This window comes from Paramuribaculum intestinale (assembly GCF_003024925.1).
In the GTDB taxonomy this organism is placed as follows: domain Bacteria; phylum Bacteroidota; class Bacteroidia; order Bacteroidales; family Muribaculaceae; genus Paramuribaculum; species Paramuribaculum intestinale.
This window is the reverse complement of sequence record NZ_PUED01000060.1, coordinates 1-14,017: the sequence shown is the minus strand read 5'-3', so window position 1 is coordinate 14,017 and position 14,017 is coordinate 1. Positions and strand designations below refer to the sequence as shown.

Genomic DNA, 14,017 nt, shown 5'->3' with positions numbered 1-14,017 from the left:
TGGTACGTGTGGTATGGCTTTATCAAGTCGCTCTTTTTCGCCTATGTCATAGCCTCGGTGTCATCGTATTTCGGCTATTATGTCAAGGGTGGCGCCCTCGAAGTGGGCAAGGCGAGCACCAACGCCGTCGTGACAAGCAGCATCCTTATATTGCTGCTTGATGTGGTACTGACCAAACTCCTGCTGCAATGATTGAAGTAAAGAACGTCACCAAGTCGTTTGACGACAAAACAGTGCTCCATGACGTGAGCTGCACTTTCGAAACCGGCAAGACCAATCTCATTATAGGTCAGAGCGGATCAGGAAAGACGGTGCTGATTAAGTCGATCGTCGGACTGCTGCATCCGGAAAAGGGCGAGATACTTTACGATGGACGCGACGTAATGCAGATGACCCACGACCAGGTGAAGGAACTGCGTAAGGAGATAGGCATGCTGTTTCAGGGATCGGCGCTTTTCGACTCTGAAACGGTGCTCGGCAACGTCATGTTCCCTTTGATGATGTTTACCGACATGAGCCACGAGCAGCAGCTCGAACGCGCGCATTTCTGTATCGATCGCGTCAATCTGAAGGGAGCCGATGCCAAGTATCCGTCGGAGATATCAGGCGGTATGCAGAAGCGTGTGGCGATAGCCAGAGCCATAGCCCTCAATCCGAGATATCTGTTTTGCGACGAACCCAACTCCGGACTTGATCCGAAGACATCAATCCTCATCGACGAGCTTCTGAGCGATATCACCCACGAGTATAATATCACCACGATAATTAATACCCATGACATGAACTCGGTGCTCGGCATCGGCGAGAACATCGTTTTCATCAACAAAGGCCACCGTGAGTGGGTGGGCAATATGAAAGAGATATATCGCACTGAAAACGAAGCGCTCAACGACTTTGTGTTTGCTACTGACCTTTTTCAGCGTGTCAGGCAGTATGTGGTCAGCCACGAGCATCCGAGTCCGCGTGATTGACCGGATGTGTGGGGAAGTGACGTTCAGGCGATAATGAAACTGCGCAGATTGCGCAGCCGCACGATGCCGAAACTTACGGCTGTGGCTACCAGCAGCGGGAAGAAAAATTCATAGCGGCCGGTCATCTCCACTGTCAGAAACAGAGCCATAAGGGGCGCGCGTACAGCTCCTGCCATCATTCCTGCCATTCCGGCATAGACCATTTGCCCCGCCGGGAGTTCCACTCCTGTCACGATCCTTACAAGACTGGCGAACAGTAATCCACCGACAGCTCCGGCAAAAAGCGTCGGAGCAAAATCGCCGGCCACTCCGCCCGCACTGTTGGAGGCCGAAGTGGCGAAAGTCTTTATGGCTACGATGAGTGCCGCTGCAGCGGTCAGCGCCATCGGCATTCCGCCCGATTGGAGCACGCTCCCCTTGAGGAGTGGCGATGCGTCGCCGGCAAGCAGTGAGGTGATCACCGTATAACCCTCGCCGTATAGAGCCGGAAACATCATCAGAGCCACGGCGAGTATGAGTCCGCCCGAAAGATTGCGGAGCCATGGATTTGAGATAGAGTTGTATAGCCGCTGCATGACCGTCATCATCGATGAGTAGTAGAGCGCGTACAATCCGATGAACACTCCTAAAGCGAGAAACCATCCTGTCATGGCCGGATCAAATGACGATGCGGGCGCAAACGCAATGTCGGGCGTGAACCCCGACAGCATATAGGCCGTGGTGGCGGCTGTAATGGTGGCTGTCAGTACGCCCATCACCGATATGGTAACCAGCTCCATGCGCAGCACTTCGAGCGTGAAAAGAAACCCTCCCACCGGCGACTTGAATATTCCGGCTATGCCGGCGGCGGCTCCGCAGCCAAGTAATATTTTCATTTGGTCGGGTGTGAGCTGCATCCAGCGTGCGAGATTGCTTCCGATGCCGGCGCCTACGTAGGCTATCGGGCCTTCGGCTCCGGCCGAGCCTCCGAATCCGAGCGTGATGGTGCTTGCTATCATAGGGCTCCATATCGACGATGTGCGCATGGTGTAGTCCTTGTTGCGCAGTCGGCCTATGATGCGGCTCACACCGTGGGTTATGTCGTGCCGAAGTATGTAGCGCACGAATATGCCGGTCAGCACAATGCCTGCCACGGGCAGAGCCACAAGCATCCAGTCGGGCCACGAACTGTCGAGGCCTGCGGTGAGCCACTTCGAGATATGCCTGATCATCTCTTTGAGCGCATAGGCGCACGCGCCGGCGCCAAGCCCTGTGATGAAGGCAAGGATGAAGATCAGCGGGGTAGGGCTTATGCGCGCCTTGACCCATCTGACAAATCCGGGTGGTGTGTGTGAGATCATCGTTGACGGTCGAGTTTTCTCGTTCAATATATGACTCTAACGCCTAACGATGCAGCTTGGTTTTGAATGTGAAACGCCTGTTGAGTATGAAATTGGCAAGTGTGTAGACAATCATGCCTATCAGAGTGGCCAGTCCGTAGCCGGTAAATGCTATGCGCCAGATTCTGAACTCCATATCACCCAGTGGGGTGCACTCGTTGATCAGCCATACGGTCAGTAGCTGAAGCAGATAGCAGGCCGCGAAGCACAGGCAGAAACGGATCGCTTCGCGCATGACTCCGTTGTTGGAGCGGAACACCCAGAATTTGTTCCATACAAAAGAGTTGACAAATCCGGCTCCGTAGCCTGCCGCATTGGCTATCCATGGGTTTATGCCCAGTATGCCTTTGGTGAAGTAGATCACGAGCAGGGTGAGCAGGGTGTTCATCACGCCGGTGAGGGCATAGCGCAAAAACTGCAGTGTGGCGGTGCGTCGCGACTGTCGGGAATTCATGATTCTCTGTTTTTCGACCAATGCCGACACCATTCCCTGATGCCGCATTCAAGGCAGAGGGGACGACGTGCCTTGCACACGTAGCGGCCATGGAGTATGAGCCAGTGGTGTGCCTTGCCGATCAGATCGGCCGGTATATGCTTCACAAGACATTGCTCCGTGGCAAGCGGCGATTTGCTTCCGGTGGTGAGTCCGATGCGTTCGCTGACTCTGAATACGTGGGTGTCGACCGCCATGGCCGATTTGCCGAACACTACAGACAGGATGACGTTGGCTGTCTTGCGGCCCACTCCGGGCAGCGACAGCAATGCGTCGATGTCGGCCGGCACTTCGCCGCCGAACTCCTCGGTGAGCCGCCGGGCCATGCCGAGAAGCGAACGGGTCTTGTTGTTGGGGTATGACACCGATCTGACGTATGGAAAGAGTGTGTCCTCTGTGGCCCGGGCCATGGCTTTGGCAGTGGGGAATGCCTCGAACAGCGGAGGTGTGACGATGTTTACACGTTTGTCGGTGCATTGCGCCGACAGAATGACAGCTACGAGTAGCTGGAACGGAGTCTCGTAGTGCAGCTCCGTCTTCGGTTCAGGCATCTCGTTTCTGAACCATCCGATGATCCCGTCGTAGCGCTCTTTGACTGTCATGTCAGTATCGTTTTAGCAGCCCAGATGCCAATGATGCATGCGGCGATGCCTCCGGCCAAGGAGATGGCAAGATATATGGCCGCGCGCAGAGCGTCGCCTGCCGACAGCAGGCGGGTGGTATCGAGAGCCAGAGTGGAAAATGTCGTGAAACCGCCTAAAATGCCGGTGAATAGAAACGGCTGTATGTGGCGCGTGACGGTAGTGGAAGAACAGATCTGCCACAACGCGCCGATCAAGAATGCGCCGATCAGGTTTACGGTGACGGTATGCCATATCCGGCTGGAGTCAAACCATCCGGTGGCCATCAGTCCCCACCGCCCAAGCGATCCGATCGCTCCGCCGGCGGCCACGCAAAGGCCTTCGGCAAGCAGAGCCGGCATTGCCATCGGTCAGCGTGCGGATGTGAATTCTTCGAGGAAACGGCGGTCGTTCTCGGAGAACATGCGCAGATCCTTCACCTGATATTTCAGGTTGGTGATGCGCTCTATACCCATGCCGAGAGCGAATCCGCTATATTCCTTGGAATCGATGCCGCAGGCGTCGAGTACGTTGGGATCCACCATGCCGCAGCCAAGTATCTCCACCCATCCGGTGCCTTTGCAGAAAGAGCATCCCTTGCCGCCACAGAGGTTGCAGGAAATATCCATTTCGGCCGACGGTTCGGTGAACGGGAAGTAGCTGGGACGAAGGCGTATGCGGGTGTCGTTGCCAAACATCTCGCGTGCGAAGTAGAGCAGTGTCTGCCGCAGATCGGCGAATGTCACATGACGGTCAACGTAGAGTGCCTCGACCTGATGGAAGAAGCAGTGGGCGCGTGCCGATATGGCTTCGTTGCGGTAGACGCGTCCGGGGCAGATGATGCGGATCGGAGGCTCGGAGTGCTCCATCACGCGGCTCTGCACCGATGATGTGTGGGTGCGGAGCAGCACGTCGGGATTCCGGTTGATGAAAAATGTGTCCTGCATGTCGCGCGCAGGATGATCATCCGCGAAGTTGAGCGAAGAGAACACGTGCCAGTCATCCTCGATCTCGGGGCCTTCGGCTATGGTGAATCCCAGACGGGCGAAGATCGATATGATCTCCTCGCGCACGAGCGACAGCGGATGGCGTGTGCCGAGCGGCATCGGTGCGGCTGTGCGGAAAAGATCCATGTCATCGTCGGACTGACTGTTTTCGCCGGCGGCTGCGGCGTCGCGCAGAGCGGTGATGGTTTCGGTGGCGAAGTTCTTGAGTTCGTTGAGTTTCTGTCCGAGTTCGCGTTTCTGTTCAGGTGAGAGAGCCTTGAAGTCGTTGAACAGGGATGTGACGGCTCCCTTCTTGCTGAGGTAGCGTATGCGCAGCTGCTCCGCCTCCTGTGGCGAGGTGGCTTTCAGGGATGCTATTTCAGCCCGCAGATTCTCTATTTTTTCAATCATCGTGGATTATTGTCTAAATTAAGTGCAAATTTACATAGAATTTCGCGGATTCTACCTATTTTTGCTGAAATATGTGGCAATGTCAAGAAACCGCAGATCGTTGTTTGACTCGAAATATTAGCATGTTGATGACACCGAATGATTCTAATGTGACGGAGAGAGTTGAAGCCGGGGTGAAGTCGCTCCTCGGAGCTCCCGGCGATGCCGGGCGCATAGTGGTGGGGCTTAGCGGTGGCGCCGATTCGGTGGCGCTGACGGTGGCGCTGCGACGTCTCGGCTACGATATTGAGGCGTTGCACTGCAACTATCATCTGCGTGGCGCGGAATCGGATTCCGACGAGGCTTATGTCAGGAGGCTGTGCGGCGGACTGGGCGTTCGTCTGACGGTGTGCGGCCTCGATGTCGGTGAGGAGGCGTTGCCGGGTGAGTCGGTCGAGATGACATGCCGCAGACTGCGTTATGCGCTGTTCGCTGAACGTGCGCATATTGCCGGAGCTTCAGCTGTAGCCGTAGCCCATCATCGCGATGACAATGTGGAAACGTTTTTTCTCAATCTTATGCGGTCGGCCGGGATCGCCGGACTGAAAGGGATGCTCCCTGTCGCTCCGTTGCCAGGCGATCCGTCGGTGAGGCTTGTCAGGCCGTTTCTCGGGGTGACAAGGGATATGACCGAGAGGTATCTTGGTGCTCTCGGTGTCGGGTTTGTGGTCGATTCGACCAATCTTGGCTGTGACTACACTCGCAATCGTGTGCGCAATCGTGTTCTGCCGGCTATCCGAGCTGATTTTCCGGGAGCGGATGCGGCGGTAGCCGCGTCAGTGAGTCATCTTGGAGAGGCCTATGGGTTTGTCGTGGAGATGACTGACCGACTTGAGCGGCGTTATTGCAGGGATGGCGTGACAGATGTCGCCGCACTGTCGGCCGATCTGCTTTCAGCGCGCTTCGTTCTGCTGTCATTGCTGTCGAAGCGTGGTTTCTCGGCCGAACAGGTCGATGACATATTGCAGTGCGTGGAGAGCCGGCAGTCGGGGCGGCGTTTCAACGCCGGCGGGAGCTGTTATCTGCTCGATCGCGGGATGTTGTGTCCGATAGCCGGTGATGATGTGGCCTTTGCCTATGAGGTGACGGTCGAGCGGATCGATGCGGCAGATCTGGTGATGGAGCGGAGCAACGATGTGGCCTATTTCGACGCCGAAGGGTGGTTTGCCGGCCGGGAGGTGGAGTGGCGTCCGTGGCGTCAGGGCGACACTATCAGTCCGCTCGGAATGCGTGGCCGAAAGAAGTTGAGCGATGTGTTCAACGATGCCAAGACTCCGGCCGATGTGAAGAGGGCGTTGCCTCTTGCGGTCAAGGACGGGGAGGTGCTGTGGGTGCCTGGCGTGAAACGCAGCCGGCTGCTTACGGTCGGTCCTTCCACGAGCAGTGTGGTGGTGTGCCGTCTTTGCCGCGTCAAAACCCCTTCCGGTAAAATTTGTTAATACAGGGGGATAGATAAGGCATGACGCGGTTTGCTGGGATGGCGGGCGGCGTGTTTGTCATCGACGCCTGATGACGGTGTGGCTCTGTGTGATGACGATGTCGACCGGCACGTCGTGGCTGTCGGTGTCGATAGCGTCATCAATAAGCTGAAAGTCGTAGCCCACTCCTACTTTCGTAGCCCGTGAGCCGGCAAGCATCCGGTCGTAGTATCCTTTTCCGCGCCCTACGCGGTTGCCGTGGCGGTCGTAGGCCACAGCCGGCACGATGATAAGCTCTATGTCGGCAATGTCGGTCAGGTCATTGCCGTCGGGTTCCTCGATCTCGAAAGCCCCGAGGTGGAGTCTGGTCTGTTCGTAAGGAAGGATGTCGAGGTTTACGCCGTTGACGCGTGGCAGGAAGAAGTGTTTGCGTCCGCTCCATTTGCCGAGGAAGTCGCGTGTCGACAGTTCGTCGGGGAGCGAGTGATACATCAGTATCCTGTCGGCCATCATGAAGGCGGCCATCTGTTCGAGCCGGTCGAACACGCTCTGCGCGGCTTCGGCCTTTTCGTTTTCGGTCAGCAGGCTCTTGCGTGCTCTGACCGTGCGGCGGATGTCATCCTTTTTCATTTTGCGTCAGTCTGTAGCTGAATTGTCGTCGTTGATGTAGGTGGTGCCATCGTCGGCGGTCTCGGCTGCTGGTGTGAGCTGCGGTCCGGTTTTCAATTCGTCAATGGCGCGTGCCACTGACGGATCGGTCATGTTGTTGACCTCGAAAAGTGCCGCTTGTCCGAGAATGTCGCTTGCGATGAGCGATTTCAGTTGGTTAACAATCAGCTGGCGCGAAATGTTTATGTAATACCATCGTGGTGCTATCCCTGCTTTCTGCTGTGCGTAGCCGACGAAGCTTGTCAGAAGTGTGTCGTCGGGAGGGAGCATGGCAAGCAGCTCGCCGGTGGTTTTAGCCTGTTCGAGCATCGTGCGGTTGTTGTCGGCGAAGTTGAAGGCGAAGTTGTGGAGCATTCCGGCGTTGAACGCGTTGACGTAGTAGGATGTCACTCCGGTGGTGTCGCGCCCTACATAGACGTCGGGCATTATGCCTCCGCCGCCATACACTGTGCGTCCGCCGAGCGTGGTGAATTCGTGCGTTTTGTCGATTTTCGCGGAGTCGGCGTTGAAGTCTTCGCCATGAAGGAAGCGGTCGTAGACTTCCATCTCATAGGCTTGTGTGGAACCGGGGGTGTAGGCTTTCTGTATGCATCGTCCCGAAGGGGTGTAGTATCGCGCTACGGTGAGGCGTATCGCGCTGCTGTCGGGCAGCTCTATCTGGTTTTGGACGAGTCCTTTGCCGAATGACCGACGTCCGATGAGCACGCCGCGGTCATTGTCCTGGATCGCTCCGGCGAAGATCTCGCTCGCGCTGGCCGATCCTTCGTTGATTATGACAGCCAGCGCGGCATCCTGAAACGCTCCGGTGCCGTCACTGCCCATCTGCTGGTCCATCGATGGTATGCGTCCGCGGGTGGAGACGATGGGCCGTCCGGCCGACAGAAACTCGTTGGCCATAAGCACCGCCGGTTCCAGAAATCCTCCGGTGTTGTCGCGCAGGTCGAGTATGTAGCTTTCGGCGCCTTTGGAGCGCAGGTCGATCATAGAGTTGAGAAACTCCATGTAGGTGTTGCGTCCGAATTTGTTGATGCGCACATAGCCTGTGGTCGGCGTGATTAGATAGGCGGCATCGATCGATGTGACAGGGATGTCGCCTCTGGTCACGTCAAACGTGAGCATATTCGGCGCCGAGGCGCGTTTCACTCCGAGTCTTACGACAGTTCCTTTGGGACCTTTGAGCCGGGAGCGGAGCTTGTCCATGTTGTATTTGACGCCGGCCACGAGGGTGTCGTTGACGGTTAATATTCGGTCGCCGGCAAGCATTCCCACTTTTTCGGCCGGGCCGCCGGAGACGACTTCCACCACTGTGGCTGTGTCGGTCATCATGTTGAATACAACTCCGATGCCGCCGAATGACCCCTCGAGAACTTCGTTGGTCGAAGTTAGTTCGGAAGCGGGGATGTAGACGGTGTGCGGATCGAGTTTCGACAGAAGGTCGGGAATAGTCTTCTCCAGCAGACTGTCAGTGTCCACAGCGTCGACATAGTCTGACTGTATGAGCGTGATGATATCGCTGATTTTCCGTTCTACCGACCCTCCGGCCTGACGATGTGAAAAATAGTTGCCGGCGATCATGCCGGTTATGAATGTGACTGCAATGACAAGCGGTGCCCATACGGCGGTGCTTTTCAATTTCTGGTTCATATCGTTTTGCTGTCCTTCCTCTTTTGGATGTCTGTGTCTGGTTGATCGGTTTATTTCGGGGTTGTGTCGTGTGTGCGGAGTTGCTGGTCAGTCGAGATGCTCTATGTGGACGCACTCCACTCCGGCTCTTTCAAGCAGCTCAAGGCCGTCGGCGAGCCGGTAAAGCTCATGGAACACGACTCTTCTGATGCCGCTCTGTATGATCAGCTTGGAGCATTCAAGGCAGGGCGATGCCGTGACGTAGAGTGTGGATCCTTCACTCGAATTGTTGCTCCGGGCTATTTTTGTGATGGCGTTGGCTTCGGCGTGCAGCACGTAGGGTTTGGTCGATCCGCCGGTGTCCTCGCATACGTTCTCAAACCCGGCGGGAGTGCCGTTGAATCCGTCGGAGATGATGGTGCCGTCGCGCACCAGCAACGCTCCCACCTGACGGCGTTTGCAGTAGGAGTTTTCGGCCCAGATGAGAGCCATTCGTAGGTAGCGACGGTCCAATAGCGCGCGTTTAGTGTTCTGTTCCATGACGACACACGTAAAGATGCGCAAAGTTAGCTAAAAATTATGGAAATACAGATGTTACGGAGCAAAAAGATGGAGAAAATGCGGGCCGGGGCATTGCACCGGATCGGTGCATGGGGAGCCTTGTCAGATTCATGCGGGGACTGGAGCGATCGGTCGGCGGTTTGGTTAATGATTCTCGAGGACTTGGCGGTTTGGCAAAAAAATAGTAACTTCGCAGTCGCAATTGCGGCTCTGTAGTTCAACGGATAGAATAGAGGTTTCCTAAACCTTAGATAGGGGTTCGATTCCCCTCGGAGCTACCGATGAAAAATGGCTGCGGTCCGTACGTCGAGCGTGCGGACCGCAGTTGTTGTGTTATGTTGGTATGTATTAGATCTTAAGCCCCCTTTCCCCTCTAAAAAAGTCAATGTGGCTTGGTTGGAATGTGTTTACTTTATCTCGACGAGGTTATAACGCTGCTTGCCAAGACCGAGCTGTTCGGCATAGTCGAGCAGATGCGGTGCGCGGCGTGCTTCGATACGCTCTATGAGATGCTGTTTTCCATGGTCGGGCGACTGGCGTACGGCATCGACGCATGCGCGGTCGACAGCTACGGGGTCGAGCGAGGCGAATATGCCGAGATCGGCGAGTTCGGCCGGATCCGGGTTGCCGTTGCAGTCGCAATCGATCGACAGATTGTTGTCCACGTTGATGTAGACCACTTTGTCGCCGATATGGTTTATGATGGCCTCGCAGGCTTCGGCCATTGATTCCTGGAATATGGAGTCGGCCGGGATGTGGTTCCAAAGTTCGGCCGGATTAGTGGTTTTGCCGGCTGTGTGTACCCAGGCTTTGCCGTCGGCCGATGCTATGCCTAAAATTAGCCAATTTCGTGCAGACGAGGTCTGGTGTCCGTAAAAATGGTAATAAAAACCGTTATTATGGTTAGTCTGATCATGAAATGGCCTCGATGTCGTTGGGAATAATGGTTTCCCGGAGTCGTCGCAAGTATTGTTTCAAGTATTGTTTAGGGATAGAGGTGGTCTTTTGTATCATGTAAGTGCCGATATTACGCGATTTGTGCGTATATTTGCACAAAGTATGGTCGCTTTGCGATCGTAAATGACTCATTGAGATTATAAATTCAATCAACCTTAACTATAATTCAATCAACCTTAAACCGATAATCAATGACCAATCATTGCGACACGGCATCGTTGCTGCTGCGTGGACTGGCTGTGGCGGCTCCGGCCGCGCTGGCGGTGTCTTCGACCTCATGCAGCTCTCAGAAAAATCCGGGAGATAACGAGCGGAAACCCCTCAATATCGTTTATATAATGACGGACGACCATACAGCCCAGATGATGAGCTGTTATGACACCCGCTATATCAGCACACCCAACCTCGACCGCATAGCGCGCGACGGAGTAAGGTTTACAAACAGTTTTGTGGCCAACTCGCTCAGCGGCCCGTCAAGGGCTTGTATGCTCACCGGCAAACACAGCCACAAAAACGGATTCCTGAGCAACGAGATGAGCGTGTTCGATGGTGAGCAGCCTACGTTCCCGAAGTATCTCCAGAAAGCCGGATACCAGACCGCGATTTTCGGGAAATGGCATCTTGAAACGCTCCCTACAGGATTTGACCGATGGGAAATTCTGCCGGGACAGGGCGACTACTACAATCCACGGTTCATCCGTCAGGAGGGAGACACTGTGGTGGAGCATGGCTATCTGACTTCGATTATCACCGACAAGAGCCTTGACTGGTTAGAGAACGAAAGAGACAAGAGCAAGCCGTTCGCTCTGATCATCCATCACAAGGCTATACACCGCGACTGGATAGCCGATACATGCGATCTGGATCTGTTTGAGGATACCGATTTCCCGGTGCCTGAAACGTTCTATGACGATTATGCCGGACGTCCCGCCGCGGCCGCGCAGGAGATGTCGATCGACAAGGATCTGGACATAATATATGATCTCAAGATGCTCAACGACACCGTTGACACACGTCTGAAGAGCACGTATCTCTCGATAATCGGACGTATGGACAGTGCGCAGCGCGCGGCATTCGACGCCCACTATCAGCCCATAATCGACGATTTCTACAAGAAGAATCTCACGGGCAAGGATCTTGCCGAATGGAAGTTCCAGAGATATATGCGCGATTACATGAAGGTGGTGAAGAGCCTCGACGACAATGTCGGCCGGGTGCTCGACTATCTTGAAGAGCACGATATGCTCGACAATACCCTGGTGGTCTACACCTCCGACCAGGGTTTCTACATGGGCGAGCACGGATGGTTCGACAAGCGGTTCATGTATGAGGAGTCGATGCGCACCCCGCTGGTGATGCTGCTCCCCAAGGGACTCGAACGTCGCGGTGATATCCCCGAAATGGTACAGAATATTGACTACGCGCCTACATTCCTCGAATTGGCCGGCATCGAGGTGCCCGAAGATATGCAGGGAATGTCGCTGATGCCGTTGCTCCGCGACAAGAACGGTCCTGAAAAGTGGCGCGACAATCTCTATTACCATTACCACGAATATCCGGCCGAACACATGGTGAAACGTCACTACGGAGTGCGCGACGACCGCTACAAACTGATGCACTTCTACAACGACATCGACCAGTGGGAGCTTTATGATCTGAAGGAGGATCCCAACGAAATGCACAACATCTACGGCAAGCCGGGAACCGAAGAGATCACTGCCCGCATGATGCAGAAGCTCAAGGCGGCCCAGGAGCAGTATGACGACCCGATACGTGAAAAATATCCTATAAAATAAAATATAATGATCATGAACGGATTCGCAAGAAAATCCCTCGCGGGATTGCTCGGCGCGGCATCGATGGCTGTAATGATACAGTGTTCGCCCGCCGCAAAAGAGAAGTATTATGAGAAGGTAGCGCCGCTGCCTACCGAAGCTACGCTCGACGAACGCGTCGACATAGCTTCACGTACAGTGCCCACAGCCAACCAGCTGGCATGGCAGGATCTGGAGCTCACCGCATTCCTGCATTTCGGCATCAACACCTTTACCGATCGCGAATGGGGCGACGGCATGGAGGATCCGGCGCTGTTCAACCCTTCGGAGCTTGACGCCGAACAGTGGGTGAAAACCCTTAAGGATGCAGGTTTCAAACTGGTGATACTCACCGCCAAACATCATGATGGATTCTGTCTGTGGCCTACACAGACCACTGATCACTCCGTGGCCAGCTCGCCGTGGAAGGATGGCAAGGGCGACGTAGTAAGAGAACTTCGCGATGCCTGCGACAAGTATGGCATGAAGCTGGGTATATATCTTTCGCCGTGGGACAGAAATTCGCCTAAATACGGCGATTCTGAAGCCTACAACGACCAGTTTGTAGCACAGCTCACCGAGTTGCTGACCAACTACGGCAAGATTGACGAAGTGTGGTTTGACGGCGCTTGCGGAGAAGGTCCCAACGGCAAGAAGCAGGTTTATGACTGGCCCCGTTTCCGTAAGGTGATGGAGGAGCTTCAGCCCGAAGCTGTGCTTGCAATCACCGGCGATGATGTGCGCTGGGTCGGCAACGAAGGTGGCGTAGGCCGCGAAACCGAGTGGAGCGTCACCCCGCTGATGCCCTCGATCTTCCCCGAATCAGAAGCCTATAACGATTCGCTCGGCATAAATGCCATGGCCAAGAATATCGGCGACCGTGAGATGCTTGCCAATGCAAAAGAGGTGCGCTGGTGGCCGTCGGAGGTCGATGTGTCGATCCGTCCGGGATGGTTCTACCACGACTCACAGCAGCCGAAAAGCCTGGCGCACATGGCCGACATATATCTCTCGTCGGTGGGACGCAACTCTGTGCTGCTGCTCAATATTCCTCCCGATCGTCGCGGTCTGATAGCCGACGCCGATGTGGCGCGTCTCAAGGAATTCCGCCAGTGGATCGACGCCAACTTCTCTGACGATCTCGTGGCTTCAGCCGACTCCGCGTCGATGTCGGCGGCTCTGCGTCCGCAGTCCAAAGTCAATGCCGTGGTGCTTTCGGAGGATATCCGCAAGGGACAGAGAGTGGAGACGTTTGTTGTAGAGGCTTGGTCTGACGGCGCATGGAATCAGGTGGCCGAGGGTACGACCATCGGCAACAAGCGCATACTGATGACGGACGACGATGTTGTGGCCGACAGCCTCAGGATCAGAGTCACGTCGACCCGCAACACTCCGCATGTACGCCCCCTCAAGGCTTACTACGTGATCAAGCCTGATGATCTGGCCGCCCAGGAAACCGAGTTCAACGTTGTCGGCAAATCCAAGGCCGACGGTGCGGCTCTCGTCAGCGATGCCGGACGCGAAGCCATGGTCGCAGGATTTATCTATGAGCCTTCAAAGGGCCAGGTCCCGGTGTTCAAATATGTGGCCGAGGTAAGCACCGACGGCACCGCCTGGAAACGGGTTAAGACCACCGGCGAGTTCGGCAATGTCTTCAACAATCCCATACCGCAGCGTGTGGTGTTCGCCTCTCCGGTAAAAGCCCGCTGGCTGCGAATCGTGAGCGTCGACGACGAGCCTAAAGCCACCGGCAAGCTTGAGATCCTGACGGTGAAATGACCGCAACGTGTAGCGATGGCCTGCCCGACGGAGATAGCGTCGTGGGCGTGACCATCGGCTGATATACGGGGCGGCGGCAGAGAGCATGTGTGCTCCCGGCCGCCGCCTGTTTTATAAGCAAGGCCGATAGCCAGTGTGATCCAATGAGATTCAATGAAGCATAAATAATGCACGGCTCTTTCATTTAACCTAAAATAAATAGCATATCTTCCCTTACCCGGTTCATTGAGAATCGGGTAATTTTTCCATGTCTGTATATCAAAGAGTTATTCTGGTATCAAAATTTTATTTTTTTTA

13 protein-coding genes, 1 tRNA gene and 1 pseudogene are annotated in these 14,017 nt (G+C 55.2%); 6 read left to right on the top strand and 9 right to left on the bottom strand.

Translation table 11 applies throughout. The annotated features are described in order from the left end of the window. Both C5O24_RS06105 and C5O24_RS06100 read left to right on the top strand, forming a co-directional pair. On the top strand, window positions 1–192 hold a 192-nt coding region (locus tag C5O24_RS06105), incomplete at its 5' end, for an ABC transporter permease (protein WP_161553820.1). Beyond that, a complete protein-coding gene (locus C5O24_RS06100; protein WP_107035552.1) occupies window positions 189–971 on the top strand; it encodes an ABC transporter ATP-binding protein in 783 nt (260 codons plus the stop codon). The genes C5O24_RS06105 and C5O24_RS06100, both read left to right, overlap by 4 nt. A gap of 23 nt (window positions 972–994) precedes the next feature. Here C5O24_RS06100 and C5O24_RS06095 read toward each other — a convergent pair whose 3' ends face one another. From C5O24_RS06095 to pheS, 5 genes are read right to left on the bottom strand one after another with little or no spacing between them, the layout of a single operon-like run. Next, entirely contained in the window at window positions 995–2,311 is a 1,317-nt protein-coding gene (locus tag C5O24_RS06095) for a chloride channel protein (protein ID WP_107035553.1), read from the bottom strand. Window positions 2,312–2,354: 43 nt separating this feature from the next. Continuing rightward, window positions 2,355–2,804, bottom strand: coding sequence for a GtrA family protein (locus C5O24_RS06090; protein ID WP_161553819.1), 450 nt, complete (start codon window positions 2,802–2,804; stop codon window positions 2,355–2,357). Continuing rightward, window positions 2,801–3,445 carry an endonuclease III gene (gene nth / locus C5O24_RS06085; RefSeq protein ID WP_107035555.1) on the bottom strand — a complete coding sequence of 215 codons (645 nt, stop codon included), beginning with the start codon at window positions 3,443–3,445 and terminating at the stop codon, window positions 2,801–2,803. The genes C5O24_RS06090 and nth overlap by 4 nt, the downstream gene beginning before the upstream one ends. Beyond that, a complete protein-coding gene (locus tag C5O24_RS06080) occupies window positions 3,442–3,825 on the bottom strand; it encodes a fluoride efflux transporter FluC (RefSeq protein ID WP_161953394.1) in 384 nt (127 codons plus the stop codon). Before C5O24_RS06080 ends, nth begins: the two co-directional genes overlap by 4 nt. 9 nt (window positions 3,826–3,834) lie before the next feature. After that, on the bottom strand, window positions 3,835–4,860 hold the full coding sequence (gene pheS, locus C5O24_RS06075; RefSeq protein ID WP_107035557.1) for a phenylalanine--tRNA ligase subunit alpha: 1,026 nt from the start codon (window positions 4,858–4,860) through the stop codon (window positions 3,835–3,837). A gap of 128 nt (window positions 4,861–4,988) precedes the next feature. Between pheS and tilS the strand changes: the two genes are divergently transcribed. After that, entirely contained in the window at window positions 4,989–6,338 is a 1,350-nt protein-coding gene (tilS, locus tag C5O24_RS06070; RefSeq protein WP_161553818.1) for a tRNA lysidine(34) synthetase TilS, read from the top strand. Between the two features lie 57 nt (window positions 6,339–6,395). Here tilS and C5O24_RS06065 read toward each other — a convergent pair whose 3' ends face one another. The 3 genes from C5O24_RS06065 to C5O24_RS06055 all read right to left on the bottom strand — a co-directional run bounded on the left by C5O24_RS06065 (window position 6,396) and on the right by C5O24_RS06055 (window position 9,149). Further along, a complete protein-coding gene (locus C5O24_RS06065) occupies window positions 6,396–6,947 on the bottom strand; it encodes a 5-formyltetrahydrofolate cyclo-ligase (RefSeq protein ID WP_107035559.1) in 552 nt (183 codons plus the stop codon). A 6-nt stretch (window positions 6,948–6,953) separates the two neighbouring features. Beyond that, window positions 6,954–8,630, bottom strand: coding sequence for a S41 family peptidase (locus C5O24_RS06060; RefSeq protein ID WP_107035560.1), 1,677 nt, complete (start codon window positions 8,628–8,630; stop codon window positions 6,954–6,956). A gap of 87 nt (window positions 8,631–8,717) precedes the next feature. Then, the gene (locus tag C5O24_RS06055) at window positions 8,718–9,149 is read right to left on the bottom strand and encodes a deoxycytidylate deaminase (protein ID WP_107035561.1); all 432 of its coding nucleotides are present in this window, start codon (window positions 9,147–9,149) and stop codon (window positions 8,718–8,720) included. A 227-nt stretch (window positions 9,150–9,376) separates the two neighbouring features. On the opposite strand from C5O24_RS06055, the gene C5O24_RS06045 reads away from it, so the two are divergent. Continuing rightward, a tRNA-Arg gene (locus C5O24_RS06045) sits at window positions 9,377–9,448 on the top strand. A gap of 129 nt (window positions 9,449–9,577) precedes the next feature. Here C5O24_RS06045 and C5O24_RS06040 read toward each other — a convergent pair. After that, window positions 9,578–10,039, bottom strand: a pseudogene (locus tag C5O24_RS06040) (DUF362 domain-containing protein); the annotation flags it as partial. 279 nt (window positions 10,040–10,318) lie between these two features. Between C5O24_RS06040 and C5O24_RS06035 the strand changes: the two are divergent. Together C5O24_RS06035 and C5O24_RS06030 are read left to right on the top strand one after the other, a co-directional pair. Further along, the gene (locus C5O24_RS06035) at window positions 10,319–11,923 is read left to right on the top strand and encodes a sulfatase family protein (protein WP_107035564.1); all 1,605 of its coding nucleotides are present in this window, start codon (window positions 10,319–10,321) and stop codon (window positions 11,921–11,923) included. A gap of 12 nt (window positions 11,924–11,935) precedes the next feature. Continuing rightward, window positions 11,936–13,720, top strand: coding sequence for an alpha-L-fucosidase (locus C5O24_RS06030; RefSeq protein ID WP_133165478.1), 1,785 nt, complete (start codon window positions 11,936–11,938; stop codon window positions 13,718–13,720). The last annotated feature ends 297 nt before the right edge of the window (window positions 13,721–14,017 follow it).

Coding starts and splice junctions, on each gene's coding strand:
- C5O24_RS06100 (WP_107035552.1), top strand. CDS start 189: ATGATTGAAGTAAAGAACGTCACCAAGTCGTTTGACGACAAAACAGTG.
- C5O24_RS06095 (WP_107035553.1), bottom strand. CDS start 2,311: ATGATCTCACACACACCACCCGGATTTGTCAGATGGGTCAAGGCGCGC.
- C5O24_RS06090 (WP_161553819.1), bottom strand. CDS start 2,804: ATGAATTCCCGACAGTCGCGACGCACCGCCACACTGCAGTTTTTGCGC.
- nth (WP_107035555.1), bottom strand. CDS start 3,445: ATGACAGTCAAAGAGCGCTACGACGGGATCATCGGATGGTTCAGAAAC.
- C5O24_RS06080 (WP_161953394.1), bottom strand. CDS start 3,825: ATGCCGGCTCTGCTTGCCGAAGGCCTTTGCGTGGCCGCCGGCGGAGCG.
- pheS (WP_107035557.1), bottom strand. CDS start 4,860: ATGATTGAAAAAATAGAGAATCTGCGGGCTGAAATAGCATCCCTGAAA.
- tilS (WP_161553818.1), top strand. CDS start 4,989: ATGACACCGAATGATTCTAATGTGACGGAGAGAGTTGAAGCCGGGGTG.
- C5O24_RS06065 (WP_107035559.1), bottom strand. CDS start 6,947: ATGAAAAAGGATGACATCCGCCGCACGGTCAGAGCACGCAAGAGCCTG.
- C5O24_RS06060 (WP_107035560.1), bottom strand. CDS start 8,630: ATGAACCAGAAATTGAAAAGCACCGCCGTATGGGCACCGCTTGTCATT.
- C5O24_RS06055 (WP_107035561.1), bottom strand. CDS start 9,149: ATGGAACAGAACACTAAACGCGCGCTATTGGACCGTCGCTACCTACGA.
- C5O24_RS06035 (WP_107035564.1), top strand. CDS start 10,319: ATGACCAATCATTGCGACACGGCATCGTTGCTGCTGCGTGGACTGGCT.
- C5O24_RS06030 (WP_133165478.1), top strand. CDS start 11,936: ATGAACGGATTCGCAAGAAAATCCCTCGCGGGATTGCTCGGCGCGGCA.